This window comes from Caldicellulosiruptor kronotskyensis 2002 (assembly GCF_000166775.1).
Taxonomy (GTDB): domain Bacteria; phylum Bacillota; class Thermoanaerobacteria; order Caldicellulosiruptorales; family Caldicellulosiruptoraceae; genus Caldicellulosiruptor; species Caldicellulosiruptor kronotskyensis.
The window spans coordinates 2521226-2541539 of sequence record NC_014720.1 but is presented as its reverse complement, the minus strand read 5'-3'; the positions used below and the strand labels follow the sequence as shown (position 1 = coordinate 2541539).

General features: G+C 34.8%; 19 protein-coding genes and 1 pseudogene. 18 read left to right on the top strand and 2 right to left on the bottom strand.

Features of this window, described 5'->3' with window-relative positions:
- Positions 1-8: 8 nt before the first annotated feature.
- The 10 genes and pseudogenes from CALKRO_RS11755 (at position 9) to CALKRO_RS11710 (ending at position 11759) form a co-directional block, all read left to right on the top strand.
- The gene (locus CALKRO_RS11755) at positions 9-1241 is read left to right on the top strand and encodes a TIGR02678 family protein (RefSeq protein ID WP_013431222.1); all 1233 of its coding nucleotides are present in this window, start codon (positions 9-11) and stop codon (positions 1239-1241) included.
- A pseudogene (locus tag CALKRO_RS11750) lies at positions 1225-5277 on the top strand (TIGR02680 family protein). The gene CALKRO_RS11755 and the pseudogene CALKRO_RS11750 overlap by 17 nt, the downstream one beginning before the upstream one ends.
- Positions 5274-6536, top strand: a complete 1263-nt coding sequence (locus CALKRO_RS11745) for a TIGR02679 domain-containing protein (protein ID WP_013431221.1) — start codon at positions 5274-5276, stop codon at positions 6534-6536. Before CALKRO_RS11750 ends, CALKRO_RS11745 begins: the two are co-directional and overlap by 4 nt.
- Before the next feature lie 257 nt (positions 6537-6793).
- Positions 6794-7051, top strand: coding sequence for a hypothetical protein (locus CALKRO_RS11740; protein ID WP_013431220.1), 258 nt, complete (start codon positions 6794-6796; stop codon positions 7049-7051).
- The gene (locus CALKRO_RS11735) at positions 7039-7500 is read left to right on the top strand and encodes a type II toxin-antitoxin system VapC family toxin (RefSeq protein WP_013431219.1); all 462 of its coding nucleotides are present in this window, start codon (positions 7039-7041) and stop codon (positions 7498-7500) included. The genes CALKRO_RS11740 and CALKRO_RS11735 overlap by 13 nt, the downstream gene beginning before the upstream one ends.
- 205 nt (positions 7501-7705) lie before the next feature.
- Positions 7706-8851 (top strand): iron ABC transporter substrate-binding protein, encoded by a 1146-nt coding sequence (locus CALKRO_RS11730; protein ID WP_013431218.1) that lies wholly within the window; start codon positions 7706-7708, stop codon positions 8849-8851.
- 28 nt (positions 8852-8879) lie between these two features.
- Complete coding sequence (locus tag CALKRO_RS11725; RefSeq protein WP_013431217.1) at positions 8880-9956, top strand: FecCD family ABC transporter permease; 1077 nt, start codon at positions 8880-8882, stop codon at positions 9954-9956.
- 3 nt (positions 9957-9959) lie between these two features.
- The gene (locus CALKRO_RS11720; protein WP_013431216.1) at positions 9960-10724 is read left to right on the top strand and encodes an ABC transporter ATP-binding protein; all 765 of its coding nucleotides are present in this window, start codon (positions 9960-9962) and stop codon (positions 10722-10724) included.
- Between the two features lie 37 nt (positions 10725-10761).
- Positions 10762-11178 (top strand): tRNA (N6-threonylcarbamoyladenosine(37)-N6)-methyltransferase TrmO, encoded by a 417-nt coding sequence (gene tsaA, locus CALKRO_RS11715; RefSeq protein ID WP_013431215.1) that lies wholly within the window; start codon positions 10762-10764, stop codon positions 11176-11178.
- Positions 11179-11219: 41 nt separating this feature from the next.
- A complete protein-coding gene (locus CALKRO_RS11710; RefSeq protein ID WP_013431214.1) occupies positions 11220-11759 on the top strand; it encodes an FmdE family protein in 540 nt (179 codons plus the stop codon).
- Here the strand turns inward: CALKRO_RS11710 and CALKRO_RS11705 are convergent.
- Positions 11735-12193 (bottom strand): DUF3842 family protein, encoded by a 459-nt coding sequence (locus CALKRO_RS11705; protein WP_013431213.1) that lies wholly within the window; start codon positions 12191-12193, stop codon positions 11735-11737. The genes CALKRO_RS11710 and CALKRO_RS11705 overlap by 25 nt on opposite strands.
- A 249-nt stretch (positions 12194-12442) precedes the next feature.
- On the opposite strand from CALKRO_RS11705, the gene cheB reads away from it, so the two are divergent.
- Positions 12443-13510 carry a chemotaxis-specific protein-glutamate methyltransferase CheB gene (gene cheB, locus CALKRO_RS11700; protein WP_013431212.1) on the top strand — a complete coding sequence of 356 codons (1068 nt, stop codon included), beginning with the start codon at positions 12443-12445 and terminating at the stop codon, positions 13508-13510.
- 71 nt (positions 13511-13581) lie between these two features.
- Here the strand turns inward: cheB and CALKRO_RS11695 are convergent, their stop codons facing one another.
- Positions 13582-14133: a hypothetical protein gene (locus tag CALKRO_RS11695; protein ID WP_013431211.1), complete on the bottom strand. Its 552-nt coding sequence runs from the start codon at positions 14131-14133 to the stop codon at positions 13582-13584.
- 159 nt (positions 14134-14292) lie between these two features.
- Here CALKRO_RS11695 and CALKRO_RS11690 point away from each other — a divergent pair, with 159 nt between their 5' ends.
- From CALKRO_RS11690 to CALKRO_RS11660, 7 genes are read left to right on the top strand one after another with little or no spacing between them, the layout of a single operon-like run.
- Positions 14293-14598, top strand: coding sequence for a DUF6922 domain-containing protein (locus tag CALKRO_RS11690; RefSeq protein ID WP_013431210.1), 306 nt, complete (start codon positions 14293-14295; stop codon positions 14596-14598).
- Between the two features lie 12 nt (positions 14599-14610).
- Positions 14611-15267: a nucleotidyl transferase AbiEii/AbiGii toxin family protein gene (locus CALKRO_RS11685; protein ID WP_237699085.1), complete on the top strand. Its 657-nt coding sequence runs from the start codon at positions 14611-14613 to the stop codon at positions 15265-15267.
- 28 nt (positions 15268-15295) lie between these two features.
- The gene (locus CALKRO_RS11680; RefSeq protein WP_013431208.1) at positions 15296-16024 is read left to right on the top strand and encodes a 2-phosphosulfolactate phosphatase family protein; all 729 of its coding nucleotides are present in this window, start codon (positions 15296-15298) and stop codon (positions 16022-16024) included.
- A gap of 2 nt (positions 16025-16026) precedes the next feature.
- Entirely contained in the window at positions 16027-16587 is a 561-nt protein-coding gene (locus CALKRO_RS11675) for a DUF6512 family protein (RefSeq protein ID WP_013431207.1), read from the top strand.
- Between the two features lie 59 nt (positions 16588-16646).
- Entirely contained in the window at positions 16647-18608 is a 1962-nt protein-coding gene (metG, locus tag CALKRO_RS11670) for a methionine--tRNA ligase (RefSeq protein ID WP_013431206.1), read from the top strand.
- Entirely contained in the window at positions 18605-19369 is a 765-nt protein-coding gene (locus CALKRO_RS11665; protein WP_013431205.1) for a TatD family hydrolase, read from the top strand. Before metG ends, CALKRO_RS11665 begins: the two co-directional genes overlap by 4 nt.
- Positions 19370-19396: 27 nt before the next feature.
- Positions 19397-19990: a TatD family nuclease-associated radical SAM protein gene (locus CALKRO_RS11660; RefSeq protein ID WP_013431204.1), complete on the top strand. Its 594-nt coding sequence runs from the start codon at positions 19397-19399 to the stop codon at positions 19988-19990.
- Positions 19991-20314: the final 324 nt, after the last annotated feature.

The window sequence follows — 20314 nt, the reverse complement described above, 5'->3', positions numbered from 1 at the left end:
GTAGAAAGATGAAAAGTGCACTTTTAAAATTGCTTGAAAACTTTTGGATTTTAAAAGAAAAAGAGGTTGAAAGCTATTATGAGTGTAAAAACATTGGCAAAGAGTTAAAAGACTTTATAGTTACCAAACTGGGACTTAGGTTCTATGCTACATCTGACATAGTCAGACTTGAAAAGATACCACTTGTTCCAAGAGAGTACATGGGTATTCTGGAGTTTGAAGAACCGAAAGACTATGTATTTTTCTGTCTTGTTCTTGCATTTTTAGAGGACAAGGGCAAAGACACTCAGTTTTTGCTTGAGGATATCACGCAGTATATACGGTCGAATTATCCTTACGAGGAAATTGATTGGACTATGTATTCTGATAGAAGGTCGCTTATAAGAGTTCTTAAGTTTTGCGAAAAGATGGGGCTAATTAAAATAGATGATGGCAATCAAGAGCTTTTTGTGGAAAGAGCTGATGTAGATGTACTTTATGAATCAACAGGGCTATCAAAGTACTTTATGAGGACATTTCCTAAAAGCCTTGTTGAGTATTCGTCGGTCGAAGAGATTTTAAATAGCGAGTTTGAGTTTACAAATGGACTTTCTGACCAAATAACTGATATAAGGAGAATAAAAGCCTACAGAGGGCTTTTGATAGATGGAATTATAGACTTTGAAAATGAAGCACCACTTTATTACATTAAAAAGCAAAAGACAACAATTTCACAGGACCTTGAAAAGTTTGTACCAGAGCTTGATCTTCACCTGTTCAAGTCGTTTGCATATATTAGCGTTGAGGGAGATTACAGATATACTTACCCTGACAATTCAAATATGTGCGATGTGTTACTTTTGTGTTCAAAAGAGATTCTTGAAAGGGTAGAAAAGGGTGAGCTGAGACTTTCGCCCCCACATGAGATGCTTGAAATTTCGCTTGACCACTTTAAGCTAATTGTGGAGAATGTCAAGAAAAAATACGGAAATTTTTGGAACAAGGAGTGGAGGGAAAAGTCAACAGAGAAAATATTTGAAGAGCTTTTAGAGTTTTTACAGCTTCACAATTTTGCAAAGACAAATGACGATGGGTATATTGTTATATCACCTATTTTTTTGAGAGTTGTTGGTGAATATCAGGACTATGAAATAAGTAATCAGCTTTCTGCTAAAAATGAGAGTACAGTAAGATCGTTTGAGGATATAGAAAATATAAATGTAGATGGAGGTTTATATTTTGAAGATGAGCAAGGAAAATAGATGGGTGCTAAGCAGAGCTGGGGTTTTCAACTACTGGTATTATGACGAGGAGTATTTTGACTTTTTCGATGGCAGGATGCTTATTCGTGGTGCTAATGCTTCAGGCAAGTCTGTGACAATGCAAAGTTTTATTACCCTGCTTTTGGATGGCAATTACCACCCATCCAGGCTTGACTCTTTTGGCTCAAATGCGCGAAAGCTTGAAGACTATGTTCTTGGTGATCAGGGGCCTGGTCAGAAAAATGAGGCAATAGCATATCTTTTTCTTGAGTTTAAAAAACAAAATGTATTTGTATCCATAGGCATGGGAATAAGGGCAAAAAGAGGCACGAGCCCTGATACGTGGTATTTTGTTCTAACAGACGGAAGAAGGTTTGGAGTTGACATTTTCTTTTATGAAAAGATAGGCGACCAAAAAATTCCACTTACCAAGAAGAAGTTTGAAAACCTTATAGGAGACGGTGGGAAGGTATTTTCAGCTCGAAAAGATTATATGGAGGAAGTCAATAAAATATTATTTGGTTTTGAAGACATAGAAGAGTTTGAAAATTTAATTGAACTGATAGTTCGAATAAGAGCGCCAAAGCTTTCAAAAGATATAAAACCTGATTCTGTCTATAAGATGCTTCAGGAGTCTTTGCCAGCTCTTTCTGAGTCAGACCTTCGGGCGCTTTCTGACTCAATAGAAAATATGGACAGAATTCAAACAGAGCTTAAAAATCTTGAAATTATAAAAGATGTGTTAGAAAAATTAAAAAAGGTTTACGATGAGTACAATAAGCTTTTGCTTGCGCAAAGTATACTTAACGTGCTTGAGAAGAGCAAAGAATATTTTAGTCTTAAAAGAGATCTTGAAAAAGCTCAAGCTGAGGTTGAGAAAAATAAGGAAGAGAAGCTTAAGATAGAAGAAAAAATAGGAGAGCTAAAAAAAGAACAAGAGTCTTTGACATTGAGGCTTGAAAGTATAAAAGAAAACGATATATTCAAGCTACAAAAGGAACTTTTAAATATAAAAGAAGAGCTCAAAGAAGTTGATGAGCAGAAAAACAAAAAGCTTTCCCAGATAAATTCAGCTTCTCAAAAGCTTGAGAAAGAAAGACAACAGCTTATCGCTTTAGAAGAAGAGCTTGAAAAGTACAAAAGAAAAATAAAAGATAGCGTCAAAGAAGGCAAATTGCTAATCGAATCAATTGGTTTTCATAGATTTTTTGAAACGCTTGATATGTATCTTCTTGAGCAGGGAAGTCTTGACATATTAAAAGACGAAATTTCATCTTTCTTATCTCAGGTGGAGATAGCACTTAAAAATTATGAAAAATTAGCTGAAATCAAGAAAGATTTGGACGGCTTTTATAAAAATCTTGATATGAACAAGGCAGAAGTACAAAAGATTGAAGAAGATATACAAAATCTTTTGTTTCAGCTTGAGGAAATAAAAAATAATCTGAAGAATGCAATTTTAATTTTCTTTGAAAAAAATGAAGTTTTCAAAGCTCAAGATGAACAAAAAACAGCAATTTTCCAGGCAATAAATAGTTGTGAGAAAAAAGGTGATTATGTCAGAATATATTCGATCTTAGATGATATTTATAAGTTCCATTATCTTGCTATCTCAGATACAATAAGAAGGCTTGAGTTTGAAATAGAAACGTTAAATAACAAAATTAAAGCTAAAAAAGAGGAAATTGAAAAAATAAAAAGCCAGAAAGATGATGAAATTATACTTTCACCCCAACAAAAGAAAGTAAGAGATAGGCTTTTACAAAAAGGGGTGCCATTTATACCTTTTTATATGGCTGTGGATTTTAAAGACGGTGTGGAAGAAAAAAATAAAGCTATCATTGAAGATGCGCTAAACTGCCTTGGTATTTTGAACGCTTTGATTGTTCCAGAAAAGTACAGAGATGTTCTTTCAGAACTTATGGATGATGAAAAAGAAATGATTCTAATTCCAAAACCTGCATATTTTTCGCATACGCTGAACGAGTTTTTAGAAGTTGCCAACTTTGACGGACCTGCTGAGCTAAAACAGGAAGTGGCAGCTGTGATTGACAGCATTTTTGCTACCCAAAAAGATGATGGTATTTACATCTGTGAAGATGGAAGATTTGGTAATAGCATCTTAAAAGGCAGAACAACTACATGCGAAAATGCAAGGTTTATAGGAATTGAAAATAGAAGAAGATACAGGCAGATGCTAATATCACAGCTGGAAGATGAAATAGCTAAACTTTCAGTTGAATTAGATAATAAAAAACAGGAGAGAAACGCACAAAAGGTATTGCTTGAAAAGTTACAAAACGAGAGAGACAGTTTTCCTTCATTAATTGACCTTGACACTGCATTTGAGATGATTGAAGAAAGAGAAGATAGAAAATCAGACATACAAAAAGAGATAGAGTTTTTGGAAAAAAAGATAAGAGAGCTTCTTACTAAAGAAAATAATTTAAAGCATGAGATTTCTGTCATTGCAACAAAGCTTTCTGTTACAGCAGCAAAAGATAATTTTTTGAAGCTAAGTAAAGATGCTCAAAAACTTAAAAGTTTGCTTGTTGATTTAGAAAACCAGGTGGAAAAAGAAAAATTGGTTTCAAGGACATTAGACTTACGAAAAGATCAAATCCTACAAATAGAAGAAAATATTCAAAATTTAAGCTTCGATTTGCAGGTTTTAAAAACAAGATGGGAAGGCTTAGAATTAAAGAAAATTGAAATTGAAAAAAGACTCTCAAGTGATGATGCTCAAAAGCTTTTTGAAGAGCAGCAAAAGGCAATTGAACGGCTTGATAGTATTCCTAAGGAGATAGAAAACTTCAACAAAGATCTTCAGGACAAAGTTGCAAAAATTTCGCGATATGAAGCACAGATTGAGACATAAGCTTCGCAGCTTGAAAAAGCCAAAATGGAGTACACAAATAGTCTTGAAGTGTTGAAGATAGAACTTTCTTTTGGTTTTGTTTGCAGGGAAGAAAATCTTGAGGATGAGAGCAGACTTTTAGAGTTTGCAAAGGAAAAAAGTAGCTTTGCCAATGAATATAAGTCTAAGGATTTAAATCAGGTTTTACAAAAGCTTATTGCTACACACTATGAAGCACAAGTTCAGCTTGCAGAGTTTGGTGCAAATCTTTTTCTTAAAGAAGATGAAAAAACCAGATATTCAAGATATTTGTGGACTGCTAAGAAGGATGGAAGATTGCTTTCGCTTTATGAATTTTTAGAGAGAATAGATTCTGAAATAATCGAGAAGAAAAATCTTATCACCCAGCAGGAAAGAGAACTTTTTGAAGAGGTTTTGGCAAAAGACATAGGCTTTAAAATCTCGCGTAAGATAATGCTTGCCCAGGACTGGGTAAAGAGAATGAATGAGCTGATGGACGGCATGGACCTTTCAGGAAATCTTAAATTCAGACTTTCGTGGGAACAGAAGAAACAGGAACTTGAAGATGAACTTTCAACATCAGAACTTGTAAAACTTATTAGCAAAGACCCGGCAACAACTTCAGATGCCGACAGACAAAAGATTGTCAAGCATTTTAGGGCACGTATTGAAAGAGCAAAAAGGCTTCATGACTCACCTGAAAGTTTTCGAAGTCTTTATGAGATAATGAAAGAGATTTTGGATTACAGGCAGTGGTTTGAATTTAGACTCTACTTTCAAAGAGGTGAAGATAACAGAAGAGAGCTTACAAACAATGCATACGACAAGTTTTCTGGCGGTGAAAAAGCGCTTTCTATTTATGTACCTCTTTTGGCAGCGCTATGTGCAAAATACCAGAGTGCTGCAAGCTATGCACCACGTATAATTGCGCTTGACGAGGCGTTTGCCGGCGTTGATGAGAACAACATTGAAAAGATGTTTGAACTAATAGAAAATTTAGAGTTTGACTATATCATGAACTCTCAGATTCTATGGGGAGATTACAAAACAGTGCCAGGACTTTGCATATATGAGCTTATTTCAGACAGGAGCAAAGGCTCTGTTCTCAAAGTAAAATATATCTGGAACGGGTACAAGAAGGTGTTGGTGGAGATATGAAAGAAGACAGGCTTTTACAAGAGTGTATAGAATACTTTTCGCACAAGGGTTTTTCGCGTGTGCTGGAACTCATTTACAACAAATACAGGTCGCTTGGTAGGTTTTCAGGCAAGGTTGTGCTGGAAAATCCACAGCCGATTGAAAAAGAGATGCTTTCGCGATATCTTGGAAGGATTGTCAGTGGTGACAGAGTAGTTATCAATGTAAAAGAGTTTGCACAAAAGAGGTTTGAGCAGACCAAATTTTCTTCACTTGATTTTAAAGATGTGCTTTCACATGTTCTAAAAAAAGATATTTTAACAAAAAAAGAAGAAAAAGAGAGCAGACAAAAGAAACTTTCGGGCTTTCTTGAAAAGTTAGAAAAACAGGTGTCAAACGACAAAAATAGTGAATGTGTATTTCAAGCTGTAAAGGAAAATTTTAAATGGTTTGAAGGGTATTTTAAGAAGTATTCTGAAGAAAAACTTTTGAACATTTTAAAAGTTTGTATAAAAGCTGCTGCAACAAAACCAGAAAGAATAGAAAGTATTGCGGTGTTTGCAACTAAAATGGCGCATGACCCTCATTTTTTTGACGAAGACCGCGACAGTGGCAAGATATTTTTAAGGATTTTAAGCCTGGTAAAAAATGTTGAATATCCAAAGTCTTCAGAGGAAAAAGCTGAACTTTTGTATATGCACAACATCATCATAGACGAGCTTTCGAACTGGTGTTTGGTGTATGGTATAGGTGCAATATCAGAAAACGCAGCAGAAGATGAAGCGCTCAAAAGTTTTGCTTTGCAAAAAAAGCCGGTGATTCTGCCTCTTTATACCATTAAGGATTACAAGCAGTTTTTTGGATATTCAAAGAAAATTGTGGTTGTAGAAAATCCTGCTGTGTTTTCAATGCTGATGCAAGCTTGCAGTGATATTTCTCTCATTTGTACAAACGGGCAGCTAAGACTTTCGACAAAGATAGTACTTGATAGCCTTTCAAAAGAAGGTTTTACCATATTTTACTCAGGCGACTTTGACCCTGAAGGACTCTTGATAGCAGACAGGATTATTCAAAACTATGGTGCAGTTCCCATTTGCATGGATGAAGAAAGCTACATTTTGTCTTTATCTAAAAATAGGATTTCACAAAAAAGGCTTGTGATGCTACGAAATGTAAAAAGCCCAGAGCTTTTTGATGTATGCAATAAAATGAGAGAATTAAAGCTTTCGGGGTATCAGGAAAGGATAGTTGATAGAATTGTTGAAAAGTTAAAAAGTTAATATTTTTCGATAATCTCAATAATACCCAAATATAATGTTAATAGAAGCTGTAAGTAAATTTTGAGGCTGATATTTAAATTCCAGCCCCTTGATGATTATTTCAATATTAATTATACAGTGGATACAATTTTATTTAACTCCCTTATAAAAAATTTTCCTAACAAATTTTTAACACTATCATCGAATTCAATAAGCTTTACTTGCTTCATATAAAGGGGTATAATAATACAGTAAATAGATAAAATAATTGAGTGGTGATGTTAGCTGTGTCAGAATTAATTAAGGACATAGATAATGTAAAAAAAATATCAATTCCAGTGGACACAATAAAATATATTATAGAAAGACTTGGAAATGATATAATATGGGACTATGACAATATAACAGGTGAATTGATTATTATGAAACGTCCTGAATCTTATGTAGATGCTCTGGCTGGATTAGGGCAGGAGATATGGGAAAAGCTTGAGAGTAAAGAATTTATTGAAGAGATGAGAACAGAATGGGACCAATAAAAGTGGGACAAAAACTTGCATTAGATACTAATTTATTTATATATCTCATAGAGAAGAATAAAACTTATTTTCCATTAGTTAAGTCCTTATTTGAAAAAATCCAAAAAGGACAACTATATGGGATAACTTCTAGCCTTGTATATACTGAATTACTTTCAAAGCCTTTTCAAGAAGAAAATATAGTCCTTGTGAATAAATACAAAGTACTCCTTGCTACATTTCCAAACTTAATAATTAAAGAAGTGGATAAGGATATAGCAACCATTGCTGCAAAATTACCTGCCAAATATAAAATAAAAACTCCAGATGCAATATTTATTGCAACAGGAATAGCTGAAAAGGCACAAATATTTATAACTAATGACACAAGGTTGAAAATTGTAAATGAGATTGGTATTATAATATTAGATGAATTGCTTAATCAAACTGATAGAATGATTATAGATTAAAAGCATAATTAAATGCATCAAGATAGTCGGAATTATTCTTAAATAGCACCACGAAGGTGCTGTAAATATTTAGAGTTGAGGGTAAAATAAATTCGACAAAGGTATAACCAAAGATTTTGAGAACAAGGCCCACGAAGGGTGAGATTTTCACCTTTTGTGGGCTTTTATTTTGTTTACAAATATACAAAGAGGAGGTAAGAAGTTGATGAGAAGCAAGAGTTTTTGTTCTGATTACTTTAGAGCAAGTAAAAAGGCAATAAGTATTCTGCTAATTTTGAGTCTTTTCTTACTAATTGTATTGAACACATTTTCTGGGCAAGCAAAACAAGAAAAATCTTCTCAGAAGCTTATCATCACAGACCTTCTTGGCAGAAAAGTAGAGATTGAAGACAAGAAAAACAAAAGAATTGTTGCGATAGGACCTGGGGCACTCAGGCTTGTTTTGTATGTCAATGGAACAAAAAATATAGTTGGAGTTGAAAATGCAGAGAAGGCATGGGAAGAAGGCTCAAGAACATATATCATGGCATATCCACAGCTCAAAAAACTTCCAACAATTGGCCAAGGCGGGGCAGACTCATCCCCTGATCCAGAAAAACTTATTTCTGTAAAACCAGATGTTATTTTTGCAGCAAGTTTTTTAGACAGGGCAAAGGCAGATGCTCTTCAAGCAAAAACAAAAATCCCTGTTGTTGTGCTTGATTATGGTACAAAGCTTCTTTTTGATGAGAATGTATACAAATCGCTCAGAATCATTGGAAAGATTGTAGGAAAGCAGCAGCGTGCAGAAGACCTCATAAACTATATGCAAAGGTGCAAGGCATTTTTCAATGAAAGAACCAGAGATATCCCGGCTTCTAAAAAGCCAAGGGTGTATGTTGGGGCTATCAGTTTCAAAGGCGGGCATGGATTTGAAAGCACAATGGGCAAATACTTTCCATTTTTGGCCATAAACGCAGTAAATGTCGCAGACCAGGCAAACAAAGAAGGCTGGTTCATGGTTGAAAAAGAAAAGATTTTAGAGTGGGAGCCTGACATTATATTTATTGACGAGGCAAATTTGGATCTTGTAAAGCAGGATTACAAGAAAAAACCTGAGTTTTATAAATCACTTTCAGCTTTCAAATATGGCAATGTCTACGGTCAGCTTCCTTACAACTTCTATTGGACCAACATTGACACTGTTTTGGCAAACACATTCTTTATTGCAAAGGTTGTGTATCCAGACAGATTCAAAGATGTTGACCCAATCAAGCGAGCAGATGAGATTTACAAATTCTTCTTAGGAAAGCCGCTTTATACCAAGATGGCAAAGAAATTTGGTGGGTTTGTGAAAATAAAGCTTGACTAAAAATTAAGAGCAAAGAGGTTTTATGAAGATGACTCAAGAAGTAGAGAAACACAAAAAACTAAAATCCCAGTACAAAAAGCTTGTTGCCGAGAAAGTGCTGTTTTTAATTACTATTGCTATCTTGACAGTGATACTTTCAATCTATGCAATATCGTCAGGTTCATCAGATTTAAGTTTTTCGGATGTTTTAAAGGCTTTTTTAGGAAAAAGTGATGAAAGAACAGCGCTTATAGTTTTTGACATAAGACTTGTGAGAATTATAGCAGCAATTTTGGCGGGGATTGGTCTTGCAATTGGAGGAGCTGCAATTCAGAGCCTTTTTCACAATCCCTTAGCATCTCCTTTTACTCTTGGAATTTCGCAGGGTGCTGCGTTTGGTGCGGCAATTGGAATAATTGTGCTGGGCGGCGGGGTAGCATCCTCTGCCGCCTCTGACTCTGTTACCATTTTGCATCCATCGTTAGTTGTTGCGTGTGCCTTTTCGGGGTCTATGCTCTCAACAGTGATTGTACTTGCTTTAGCTCAGGTAAAAAGGTTTTCACCTGAAGCGGTAGTACTGTCTGGAGTTGCCTTGAGTTCTCTTTTTTCTGCTGCAACAACTATAATTCAGTATTTTGCATCAGATGTCAAAATTGCTGCGCTTGTGTTCTGGACATTTGGCGATATTGGAAGAGCTACATGGAATGATGTAAAGATTATGGCGGTATTAGTAATTTTAGGATGGCTGTACTTTTTGGCAAATTCATGGAACTACAATGCAATTGCAAGCGGCGAAGATGTTGCAAAAAGCCTTGGTGTGAATGTTGAAAGAACAAGGTTTTTTGGGATTTTAGTAAGCAGCTTTATAACATCTGTGATTGTATCCTTCTTAGGAATTATAGGTTTTATATGCTTGGTAGCGCCTCACATAGCACGAAGGTTTATAGGAAATGACCAGAGGTTTTTGACTATGGCATCTGGTCTTGTAGGTGCGTTTTTGCTTCTTTTGTCAGACACAGTGGCAAGACTTATAATACAGCCAGTTGTTTTGCCAGTTGGCGCTGTGACATCTTTCCTTGGTGCACCGCTTTTTATGTATCTTTTAATCCGCGGAAAGAAGGTATGAAAAATGCTGAAAGTAGATAACCTTGAATTTAGCTTTAAAGACTTTCAGGTCTTAAGTGGGATTTCTTTTGAAGCAAGAAGAGGAGAGTTTGTGTCAATTTTAGGAAACAACGGTGCAGGAAAATCTACACTTTTAAAATGCATAGCAAGGCTTTTAAAGCCCAAAAGTGGAGTTGTGCTGATAGACGGCAAGGACGCAAATAGTTTTTCTTTACACCAGCTTTCAAAAAGTGTTGCATATGTTCCGCAAAGATACACTACAAACAGAATAACAGTGTATGAGGCAATACTTCTTGGGAGAAAGCCGCATTTTACAGGACTTATCCCTTCTTCAGAAGATTTGGAGAAGGTTGAGATGGCACTTGATATTTTTGGCTTGAAACACCTTGCTTTCAGATACTTAGATGAGATAAGCGGCGGAGAGCTTCAAAAAGTGGTGATTGCAAGGGCGTTTGTCCAAGAGCCAAAAGTGTTGCTTTTGGATGAGCCAATAAATAACCTTGATTTGAAGAATCAGATAGAGGTTTTGAAGATTTTAAAAAGGCTTTCAATGCAAGAAGGGATTTTAGTAATTGTAATCTTACATGACTTAAACTTGGCCATCAGGTTCTCTGACTGGTTCATCTTCATCAAAGATAGAAAAATATTTGCATCAGGTGGGAAAGAAGTAATAAGGGCTGATATAATCTCAAAGGTATATGGCATAGATGTAAAAGTAGAAAAGCATGGTGATGAGATTTTTGTTGTTCCAATAGTAGCTGCTGTTTAAACATAAGTTAGTTTTTAAAAGGGGAGATTTTGAGCTGATGGAACTAGTAAAAATAGGAATAATTCACAGTCCATATAAAACAAAAGAAGAGGCACCAAGGCAAGGTGCAGATTCAGAAGAAGTTTGCTATATAGAGATATTTGAAAATTATATTAATGGTTTAAAGGATATCGAAGAGTCGAAGTACTTAATTGTTTTGTACTGGGGACATCAATCAAACAGGGAAACTCTAATTACCAAGACACCCTTTTCAGATGTTCCCAAAGGTGTTTTTGCATGCAGGTCTCCAAACAGACCAAACCCAATACTTTTTAACATTGCAGAGCTGATAGCTCGCAGAGGCAACGTTCTTGTTGTAAAAGGGCTTGATGCAATAGATGGTTCACCTGTAATAGATATAAAACCCTATTATGAAAGAATTGACATTCCCAAAGGGTTACGAGAAAAAATTTAAGAAGAACAAAGCAAATAACATGCTTGAGAGGTGGTGTTAATATGAAATGGGAAAAAGAACCTTTCTGGAAAAAGGCAGCTGAGTTTCACGGGCACATATGTCTAGGTCTTGCGATAGGATTTAGAGCATGTGAGGCAGCTATAAAAATACTTTCTATAGATTTTTCTTCAGATGAAGAAATAGTTTGCATTACAGAAAATGATGCATGTGGAGTTGATGCTATTCAGGTAATTTTGGGATGTACTGTCGGCAAAGGTAATCTAATTTTTAAGGACAGGGGGAAACAGGCATTTACGTTTTTCAGAAGAGATACAAATCAGGGTATTAGAATTGTGTTCAAGGGTTTTAATGAATATAGGTCAAGAGAAGAAAACCTACAGTATATTCTTGATGCGCCTTTAGATGAGATTTTTGAGTACAAAGAACCAAAAGATAAATTACCACAAAATGCACGTATTTTCAGGTCTTTGAAATGTGAAAATTGTGGAGAAAAAACAGCAGAGCACAGAATAAGAATTTTGGATGGAAAGTTTTTATGTCTTGACTGCTATGAGGACTACTCAAGAGGATGGGGAAGATAAAGTTTTTTCTCATTCTCTTTTATTAAACTTTCTTTTATATCATCTATTATCAAAGAAAATATCTCTTTCATAGATAAATTTACCGTGCCAGGAATGAAAATACCATGCAGATTCAAAGGAATGATGTATTTTTTACAATAAAGGCTGAAAATTGTCTGTGCTATCTTTGCAGAAATTTCACCATTTATTCCACCGCATGTCAAAATTCCAATTGGTCCAACAATTGCATCTGGGACAAAGTTTGTAAAAAAATAAACAATTTCATCTTCACCGCAATATCCTACATCTGCGCCACTTTTGAGCATATTCTGCATAGCTACTTTATTTGTACCAAGCGCAACAATTTTTATTTTATCCTCAAATTCTTTTTTCAATCTTTTTATAAATTCTCTTCCAATTCCAGCGCCCTGTCCGTCTAAAACTGCAATGACCATGTGTGTATCTCAATCCTTTGAGATTGTGTTTTTTAAGTAATTTTAATTATAAAACCTTTTAAATTTGGTTGTCAAAAAAAATTATCTATCATCTTTATTGATTTTTCAGTTATATAGCTTTTGTATTATTTTGCCTTCAAAAAATCACAAAAAATTTAATTGAATATTTGCAAAAATTTTGTGTATAATTTCTTACATATGAAATTGTGATAATGTTAAAATAAAGAAATTTAGATGGTGAACAAAACTATGAAAAGGATATTGATTGTTGATGATTCAGAGCTTATGTGTGAACTTATAAAAGAGACTTTGAGGGGTTTAGAGGAAGATAAAGTTATATTTACAGCGACAAATCCTCTTATAGCTATTAGAAAGGCAAATTTATTTAAAATTGATTTGGCACTTGTTGATTATGAGATGCCTTATATGAATGGTCTTTTACTTATCGGCTATTTAAAGGAGATAAATCCATTAACAAAGATTGTAATGGTTTCTGCTTATACTGAACCTGGTGCTCAGATTACTCTTGAAGCACTTGCAAAAGGTGCAATTGATTATATATTAAAACCTGCAAATAAAGAAGAGTTTAAAGAATTTAAAAAAGAACTGTCAGAAAAAGTTCAATGGATATTAGCTGGAAGAGAACTTAGCCGTAAAAAAAGTAAGGTAGAGAAAGACAAAACTAAGGTTTTAAACTCCCTTGAGGGGCTTAAGACTTATACTTCCAACTATTTAGTGGATAAGCTAAGAGAAAGTAAGGTAATAGCAATTGGAATTTCAACAGGAGGTCCCCCTGTTTTAGAAAAGATTTTTACAAATCTTAAGAAAGATTTTTCGATTCCTATATTAGTTGTTCAGCACATGCCACCAACATTTACGAAAGCATTGGCTGAGAGACTTTGCAAAATATCTCAAAGACAAGTGAAAGAAGCCGAAGATGGTGAAAAGATTGAAAATGGTGTGATTTATATAGCAAAAGGCGGAGTGCATATGGCTGTTGAAAAGATTTTAGGAAAGTATTATATAAGGCTTCTTGAAAATGTTGAAAAGGTGAATAGCCACAAACCATCGTGTGATATTTTATTCAGTTCAGTAGCTGAATGGTACGGGAAAAATGCAACAGGCATAATCATGACTGGAATGGGCTGTGATGGAGCAAATGGTCTTTTGGAAATGAAAAATCAGGGTGCCTTGACAATTGCGCAAAGCAAAGAATCATGCGTAGTTTTTGGCATGTCAAGAGTCGCCATAGAAAAGGGAGCAGCAGAAGCAGTACTAAGTACAGATGAGATTATAAGAATTTTAAATGAGGTATAAACCTAAAATAATAAGTGTAAAATATCTCATAAATAAAAAGACACATGGATATATTTACGCTGTTCCTATACCTATACCTTTACATCCAAAACAGAAGTTGAAAAATTGCTCTGCAAATAAGGTACAACTCCATTTTGAGGACTATAAGAATACATCATAATGTCTTGTAAAATAGGGATGTTTTTGCTCATAAGATTTTTTAAATTATCAGCTGACAGTCCCTTAGTCAAAAATAAATAACTACTTGAGAGCATAGTAATGTCTTGCTCTTGAAGAGTTTGAGTTGATATCAAAACTCCTTTATTTAAAAGGTTTAGCTGATTTCCCATTTCAACTAATGTACTTGGTGAGGATAAATCCGACATCTGCTCAAAACTATTTTGTACTACCTCTAAACCTGATTTGGATCTTAGGGTTTCTGGACTGTATATTTTAAACTGGTTTTCGAAACTTGGAAGTTGTGCTTGCATTTCAAGGATAGCTAATTTATCAGGTGTTATATTGTTTTTCAAATTGTTCAAAACATTTCCTTGAGAAATTATTGTATAGTCAATTGAATTTTGCAAACTCTGCAAAAAAGTGTTTATCAAAGATTTTGAACTAATGTATGATACACTTATCATTTTACCTCAACTCTTTTTATACTTTTTTGGATATCCCCTCATATTTTTATTATACCACAATTCTTACTCAAAAGTTTTCAAAAAAGATGTGTATCTTTTTGCTCAAGTATGGTATATATAAAGTTAAAGCAAACTCTTTTGGGGGTTTATGATTTTAAGATGGACAGCCAAACTCAAATACCCGAAAAGTTTAAAAAATTCTTTTGGGATATTGAATTTGAAGATTTAGACATTCAGAGGCACAAAGCATTTATCATCACGCGCCTTCTTAACTTTGGAGACCAAGATTGCATAAAGTGGCTATTTAGCACATATTCAAAAGAAGAGATTAAAGATGTGGTAAAAAATAGCAGAAGTCTTTTGAAAAAACCTGCAAGATTTTGGCAACTATATTTCAATTTGGAAGAGGATGAAATGAGGTGTTTTGAGGTTTTCAAAAAGATGGAAGGGATGTTTCGGTTTTAGGGGTATTTCAAAATGGAGGTTAGCGTTAAGATGTTTTTTAATGTTTTAGAGTATCAAAGGTATGAAGTTCTAAATAAGATTGTAAAAAGTGATGTAATTGGAGAGTTTTACTTAGGTGGGGGGACAGGACTTGCTTTGCAGCTTGGACATAGAGTTTCAGAGGACTTCGACTTTTTTTCACCAATAGAATTTTCAAGCGACTATATAATATATAAATTGGAAAAAGTAGGCGATATAAACATATTGTACTCAGCAAAAGATACTCTTCATATGCTTTTAGATGGAGTTAGGGTAACATGGCTATATTATCCTAATCCTTTATTAGATAATCTTGTAATACCAACTGAAATAAAAGGCTTGAAAATTGCTTCAAAAATAGATATAGGTGTGATGAAATTAGTTGCTATTTCTTCAAGAGGCTCAAAAAAAGATTTTATTGATTTGTACTGTATATGCCAATCAGGAATAGAGTTAGAGGAGCTTGTTAAACTTCTTCCACAAAAATTTCCAAATAAAATGGTAAATCTTTATCATATCCTTATGAGTCTCTGTTACTTTGATGATGCTGAGGATGAAGCAATGCCCAAGATGTTCATTAGACTTGACTGGAATAATGTCAAGAGATTTTTCTTAGATAATTGTCAGAAATTAGTCAAATTAATAGAATAATAATTTTCAAGAAAGAAGGTGTACCATCTTGAAGGTAATGACATTTTCGCACTATAAAGAGGTAACTGAAGAAATTTTAAAAGATTCATACGCTATTGTTATTGACCTTCTCAGGGCAACATCTACTATGATTTGGGCTATTTCAAATGGTGCAAACGTAATAATTCCTGTTGAGAATATTTTAGAAGCAAAGCTTTTTAAAAAGTTAAATGAAAGCGTTCTTCTTGGAGGAGAGAGAGGCGGTTTGAAAATTGAAGGGTTTGACCTTGACAATTCACCTCTTTCGTACAAAAAGGAAGTTGTTTTTGGCAAAGCTATCGTAATGACAACAACAAATGGGACAAGAGCGCTCAAGAAGGCATCCTTTGCAAAGCGAATCTTTCTTGGTTCGTTTATAAATGCTAAAAAAACTGCAGAGTATATATTAAAAGAAGCTTTAAAAGATGATATGCAGAAAATAGCAATTGTATGTGCAGGAACCGAGAAGAAATTCACCCTTGAAGATATCCTTTGTGCGGGATATTTTGCGGATATATTTAAAACCTGCCTTGAAAAAATTGAGGTTGATGATCTGTCTTTAGCTTCGTATGAGCTTTATAAAAAATTTGAAAATGACCCTCATGAAATATTAAAATATTCATATCACTATAATCATTTAAAAAAACTTGGTTTTGAAGCTGACCTTGAATTTTGTCTCAAAAAAGACTTTGTGGATTGTGTATGTGAGTACAAAAACTTGGTAGTAGAGAAGGTGTGAAAATGTTTGAAATCTATCTTTCCTCATACTCAAAGAAAATTTATAGAAAAAGAGCCAAAATAACATCTATTGTAGGTATATTTATAATCATTGCAATATCAAGCTTACTTCACTTTGGGTTTGACTTTTTCGGAAAAATAAAAGCCACTGCTGTACTTTTTGCAGTCAACGAAAGTGTATGGGAGCATCTTAAAATTGGATTTTTCGGGGGGTTGATTTTTTACATAATTGAATTTATCATTTATGGAAAGAAGTTTGACAATTTTATTGTGGGGAAGACTGTTGCACTATTTTTGATACCATTTTTGACAGCAGTGTTCTTCTACACCTATAGGATATTTTTGGAAGACAATTTGATTTTTGATATACTCACTCTTGTTTTAGCAGTGATAATTGCTCAGTTTGTTTCACTTGCCATAACTCTATCTAAAAAAAAGATAAAGAAAGCACCGTTTGTGCTACTTTTAATTATAATGCTGATATTATTTCCATTGTTTACATACTTCCCACCAAAGATACCAGATCTTTTTTATGATTTTGCTCATAAACATTATGGAATATAGGTATAAAAGTATTTAAAAACTCTGAAGAAAGAATTTTAACAAAAGGAGGAAAATCATTTATGGAAAAGCCAAAATTTTATATAACAACGCCTATATACTATCCATCGGACAAACTCCATATTGGTCACACATATTGCACAGTTGCAGCAGACACCATTGCGAGGTACAAAAGACTCAGAGGATATGACGTGTTTTTCCTGACAGGCACAGATGAGCATGGACAAAAGATAGAAAGAAAAGCGCAAGAAGCTGGCAAGACTCCTCAAGAGTATGTTGATGAGATAGTTGCGTCAATAAAAGACCTTTGGAAGCTTATGAACATCTCATATGATGACTTTATTAGAACAACAGAAGAGCGCCACAAGAAGGTTGTCCAGAAGATATTTACAAAGCTTTATGAGCAGGGCGATATCTACAAGAGCGAGTATGAGGGTTGGTACTGCACACCATGCGAGTCTTTCTGGCTTGACAGACAGCTTGTTGATGGCAAGTGTCCTGACTGCGGCAGACCAGTTGAGCGTGCAAGGGAAGAGAGCTACTTTTTCAGGCTCTCAAAATACCAAGATGCACTTGTTAAGTATATTGAAGAGCATCCGGATTTTATTGTTCCACAGTCGCGCGCAAACGAGATGATAAACAATTTCATAAAACCTGGGCTTGAAGATGTGTGCGTTTCGCGAACAACTATAAAATGGGGAATTCCTGTGCCATTTGACCCCAAGCATGTTATCTATGTCTGGATAGACGCACTTTCAAACTATATAACAGCGCTGGGATACATGAGTGAGGATGACAGCAAGTTCAAAAAATACTGGCCAGCAGATGTGCATCTTGTTGGAAAAGAGATAGTAAGATTCCACACAATTATCTGGCCAGCAATGCTGATGGCACTGGGTCTTCCTCTTCCTAAGATGGTGTTTGGTCATGGCTGGCTACTTTTAGAAGGCGGTAAGATGTCAAAGTCAAAGGGAAATGTTGTAGACCCAGTAATACTTGCGCAAAAGTATGGAGTTGATAGCCTAAGATATTTCCTCTTAAGAGAGATTCCATTTGGTGCTGATGGTCACTTTTCAGAAGATGCTCTAAGGACAAGACACAACAGTGACCTTGCAAACGACCTTGGAAATTTATTGTCAAGAACAGTAGCAATGATTGAAAAGTATTTTGATGAAATTATCCATCTTCCTGAAGCAAAAGAAGATCTTGATAATGAACTGATAACCTTGGCAAAAGAAGTATACGAAAAAGTGTGCAGATGTCTTGATGAGCTTCAATTTTCAAATGCCTTGATAGAAATCTGGAAGTTGATTGCAAGAGCCAACAAGTATATAGATGAGACAATGCCGTGGGTGCTTGGCAGGGATAAATCTAAGTATCCGCGCTTGAAAACTGTTTTGTACAACTTAGCAGAGGTTTTGAGAATTGTGGCAATATTGATAGAACCATTTATGCCGCAGACAACACCAAAGATTTTACAGCAGCTTGGAATTTCAAAAGATGAGAATCCTGATATAACTGCTTGGGAAAGTGCTTCGCAGTTTGGTTTAATTCCAGAGGGAACAAAAGTTAAAAGAGGAGATCCTATTTTCCCAAGAATAGTTGAAAAGGAGGAAAATGCCATGGAAGATACAAACAAGCAAGAAGTTAAAAACCCTGAAGGAGCTGTGCCTGCAGATGACAAAAATGAAGAGCAGAAAGAATATATTACAATAGATGATTTTGCAAAGATTGAACTCAAAGTTGCCAAAGTTTTAGAAGCTAAGAAAATTGAAGGGGCAGACAAGCTGCTCAAGCTCATTGTTGATTTAGGAAATGAAAAACGCCAGATAGTTGCAGGCATTGCAAAACACTATACTCCTGATGAGCTTGTTGGCAAAAAGATTGTAGTTGTTGCAAACTTAAAGCCTGCAAAACTGCGTGGTGTTGAGTCACAGGGAATGCTCTTGGCAGCGTCAATTGGAGATGAGCTGTGCTTAATCACACCTGAAAAAGACATAAAAGAGGGAGCAAGAGTAAAATGATAATAGATGTTCATGCTCACTATGATGATGAAGCATTTGCCACAGATTTAGAGGATGTGATGGCAAAACTAAAAGAAGAGAATATAATTGCCATCTCATCCTCTTCTTCTATTGAGTCTTCAAAAGAAAACATTGAAATTGCAAAAAAGTATGATACCATTTATATAACTGTTGGAATTCATCCTCACGAGGCAAATGATGCACCAAATGATTTTGAAGATGTACTTTTTGAATTTGCAAGGTTTGAAAAGAACGTTGCAATCGGTGAAATTGGACTTGATTACCACTATGATTTTTCTCCAAGAGATGTTCAAAAAGAGGTATTTATAAGACAGATTGAGGTTGCAAAAGCATTAAATCTACCAATAGTTGTTCATTCAAGAGAGGCACATAAAGAAACTTTAGATATTCTTCTTGAGAATGCAGTTGGAAAGATTCCAGTTTTGATACACTGTTATTCAGGAAGTGTTGAGATGAGCAGGATTTTGAGAAAACATGGCATTTATATTTCGGTTGGTGGTGTTGTCACTTTTCAGAATGCAAAGAAGCTTATTGAGGTAGTAAAAGAATACCCTCTTGAACTTTTGATGCTTGAAACAGACAGTCCATACCTGACGCCACACCCGCACAGGGGTAAAAGAAATGATTCTACCTACTTAAAGTATGTGATACAAAAGATTGCACAAATAAAAGAGGTTTCTGAAGATTTAGTAATTGAAAAAACAACACAAAATGCCAGAAACTTTTTTGGTATAAAATAAAAAGAATGGAGATGAAACAAAGATAAAATGGGTATGATAACATATACAATTGACAACAAGCTATATATAAACGTGACAAACAAATGCACAAACTCATGCATATTCTGTATAAGAAATACTGAGAAAGGGCTCGGTAGCGAGTATGACCTGTGGCTTGAAAAGGACCCAACACCAGAGGAGATACTTCTTGAAATAAAAGACCCACAAAAGTATGATGAGATAGTATTTTGTGGCTATGGTGAGCCACTTATCAGACTTGATGTTGTAATTGAGGTTGCAAAAAAGCTAAAAGAGATAACTTCAGTGCCGCTGAGGGTTAACACAAACGGTCATGCATCTTATATTCACAAGAAGAATGTGCCACAGCTTTTGTCAAACCTTATTGACAGGATATCAATAAGTCTCAATGCTCCAAACAAAGAAAGGTACAATGAGATTTGCAGACCGTTTTCTGAAGACATATATGACTATGTAATTGAATTTATAAAAGAGAGCAAAAAATATATAAAGGAAGTTTGGGTTTCGTGTGTGGATATAATTTCAAAAGAAGAAATAGAGGAGTGCAAAAAAATTGCTCAAAAGTTAGGTGTGAATTTCAAGCTGAGAGCTTATGAAGAGTAAAACTAAAAAAGAGTAATGTTATAAGGGGAATGAGAAAGTTTTTATGTATAGCTAAAGTACACAAAGGAAACATAGATTTTTATTAAAATCGGTCAAATTTTCACATAGCCACATAGCTAAAAAAACAGAAAAAAAATTGAAAAAGTTCATTTATTTTTGGTATTGATTGGTGTATACAAAAAACATATAATTATAGATGTAGACAACAGGCGGCAAGAAAAATGCGGACAACCCCCTTGTAACTCTTATTTTTGGGAACTTACATAAATTCAAAATCCCCCCGTTCATTTCCTCCTTTTATATAGAAAGCGGGCAGGAGCTCTA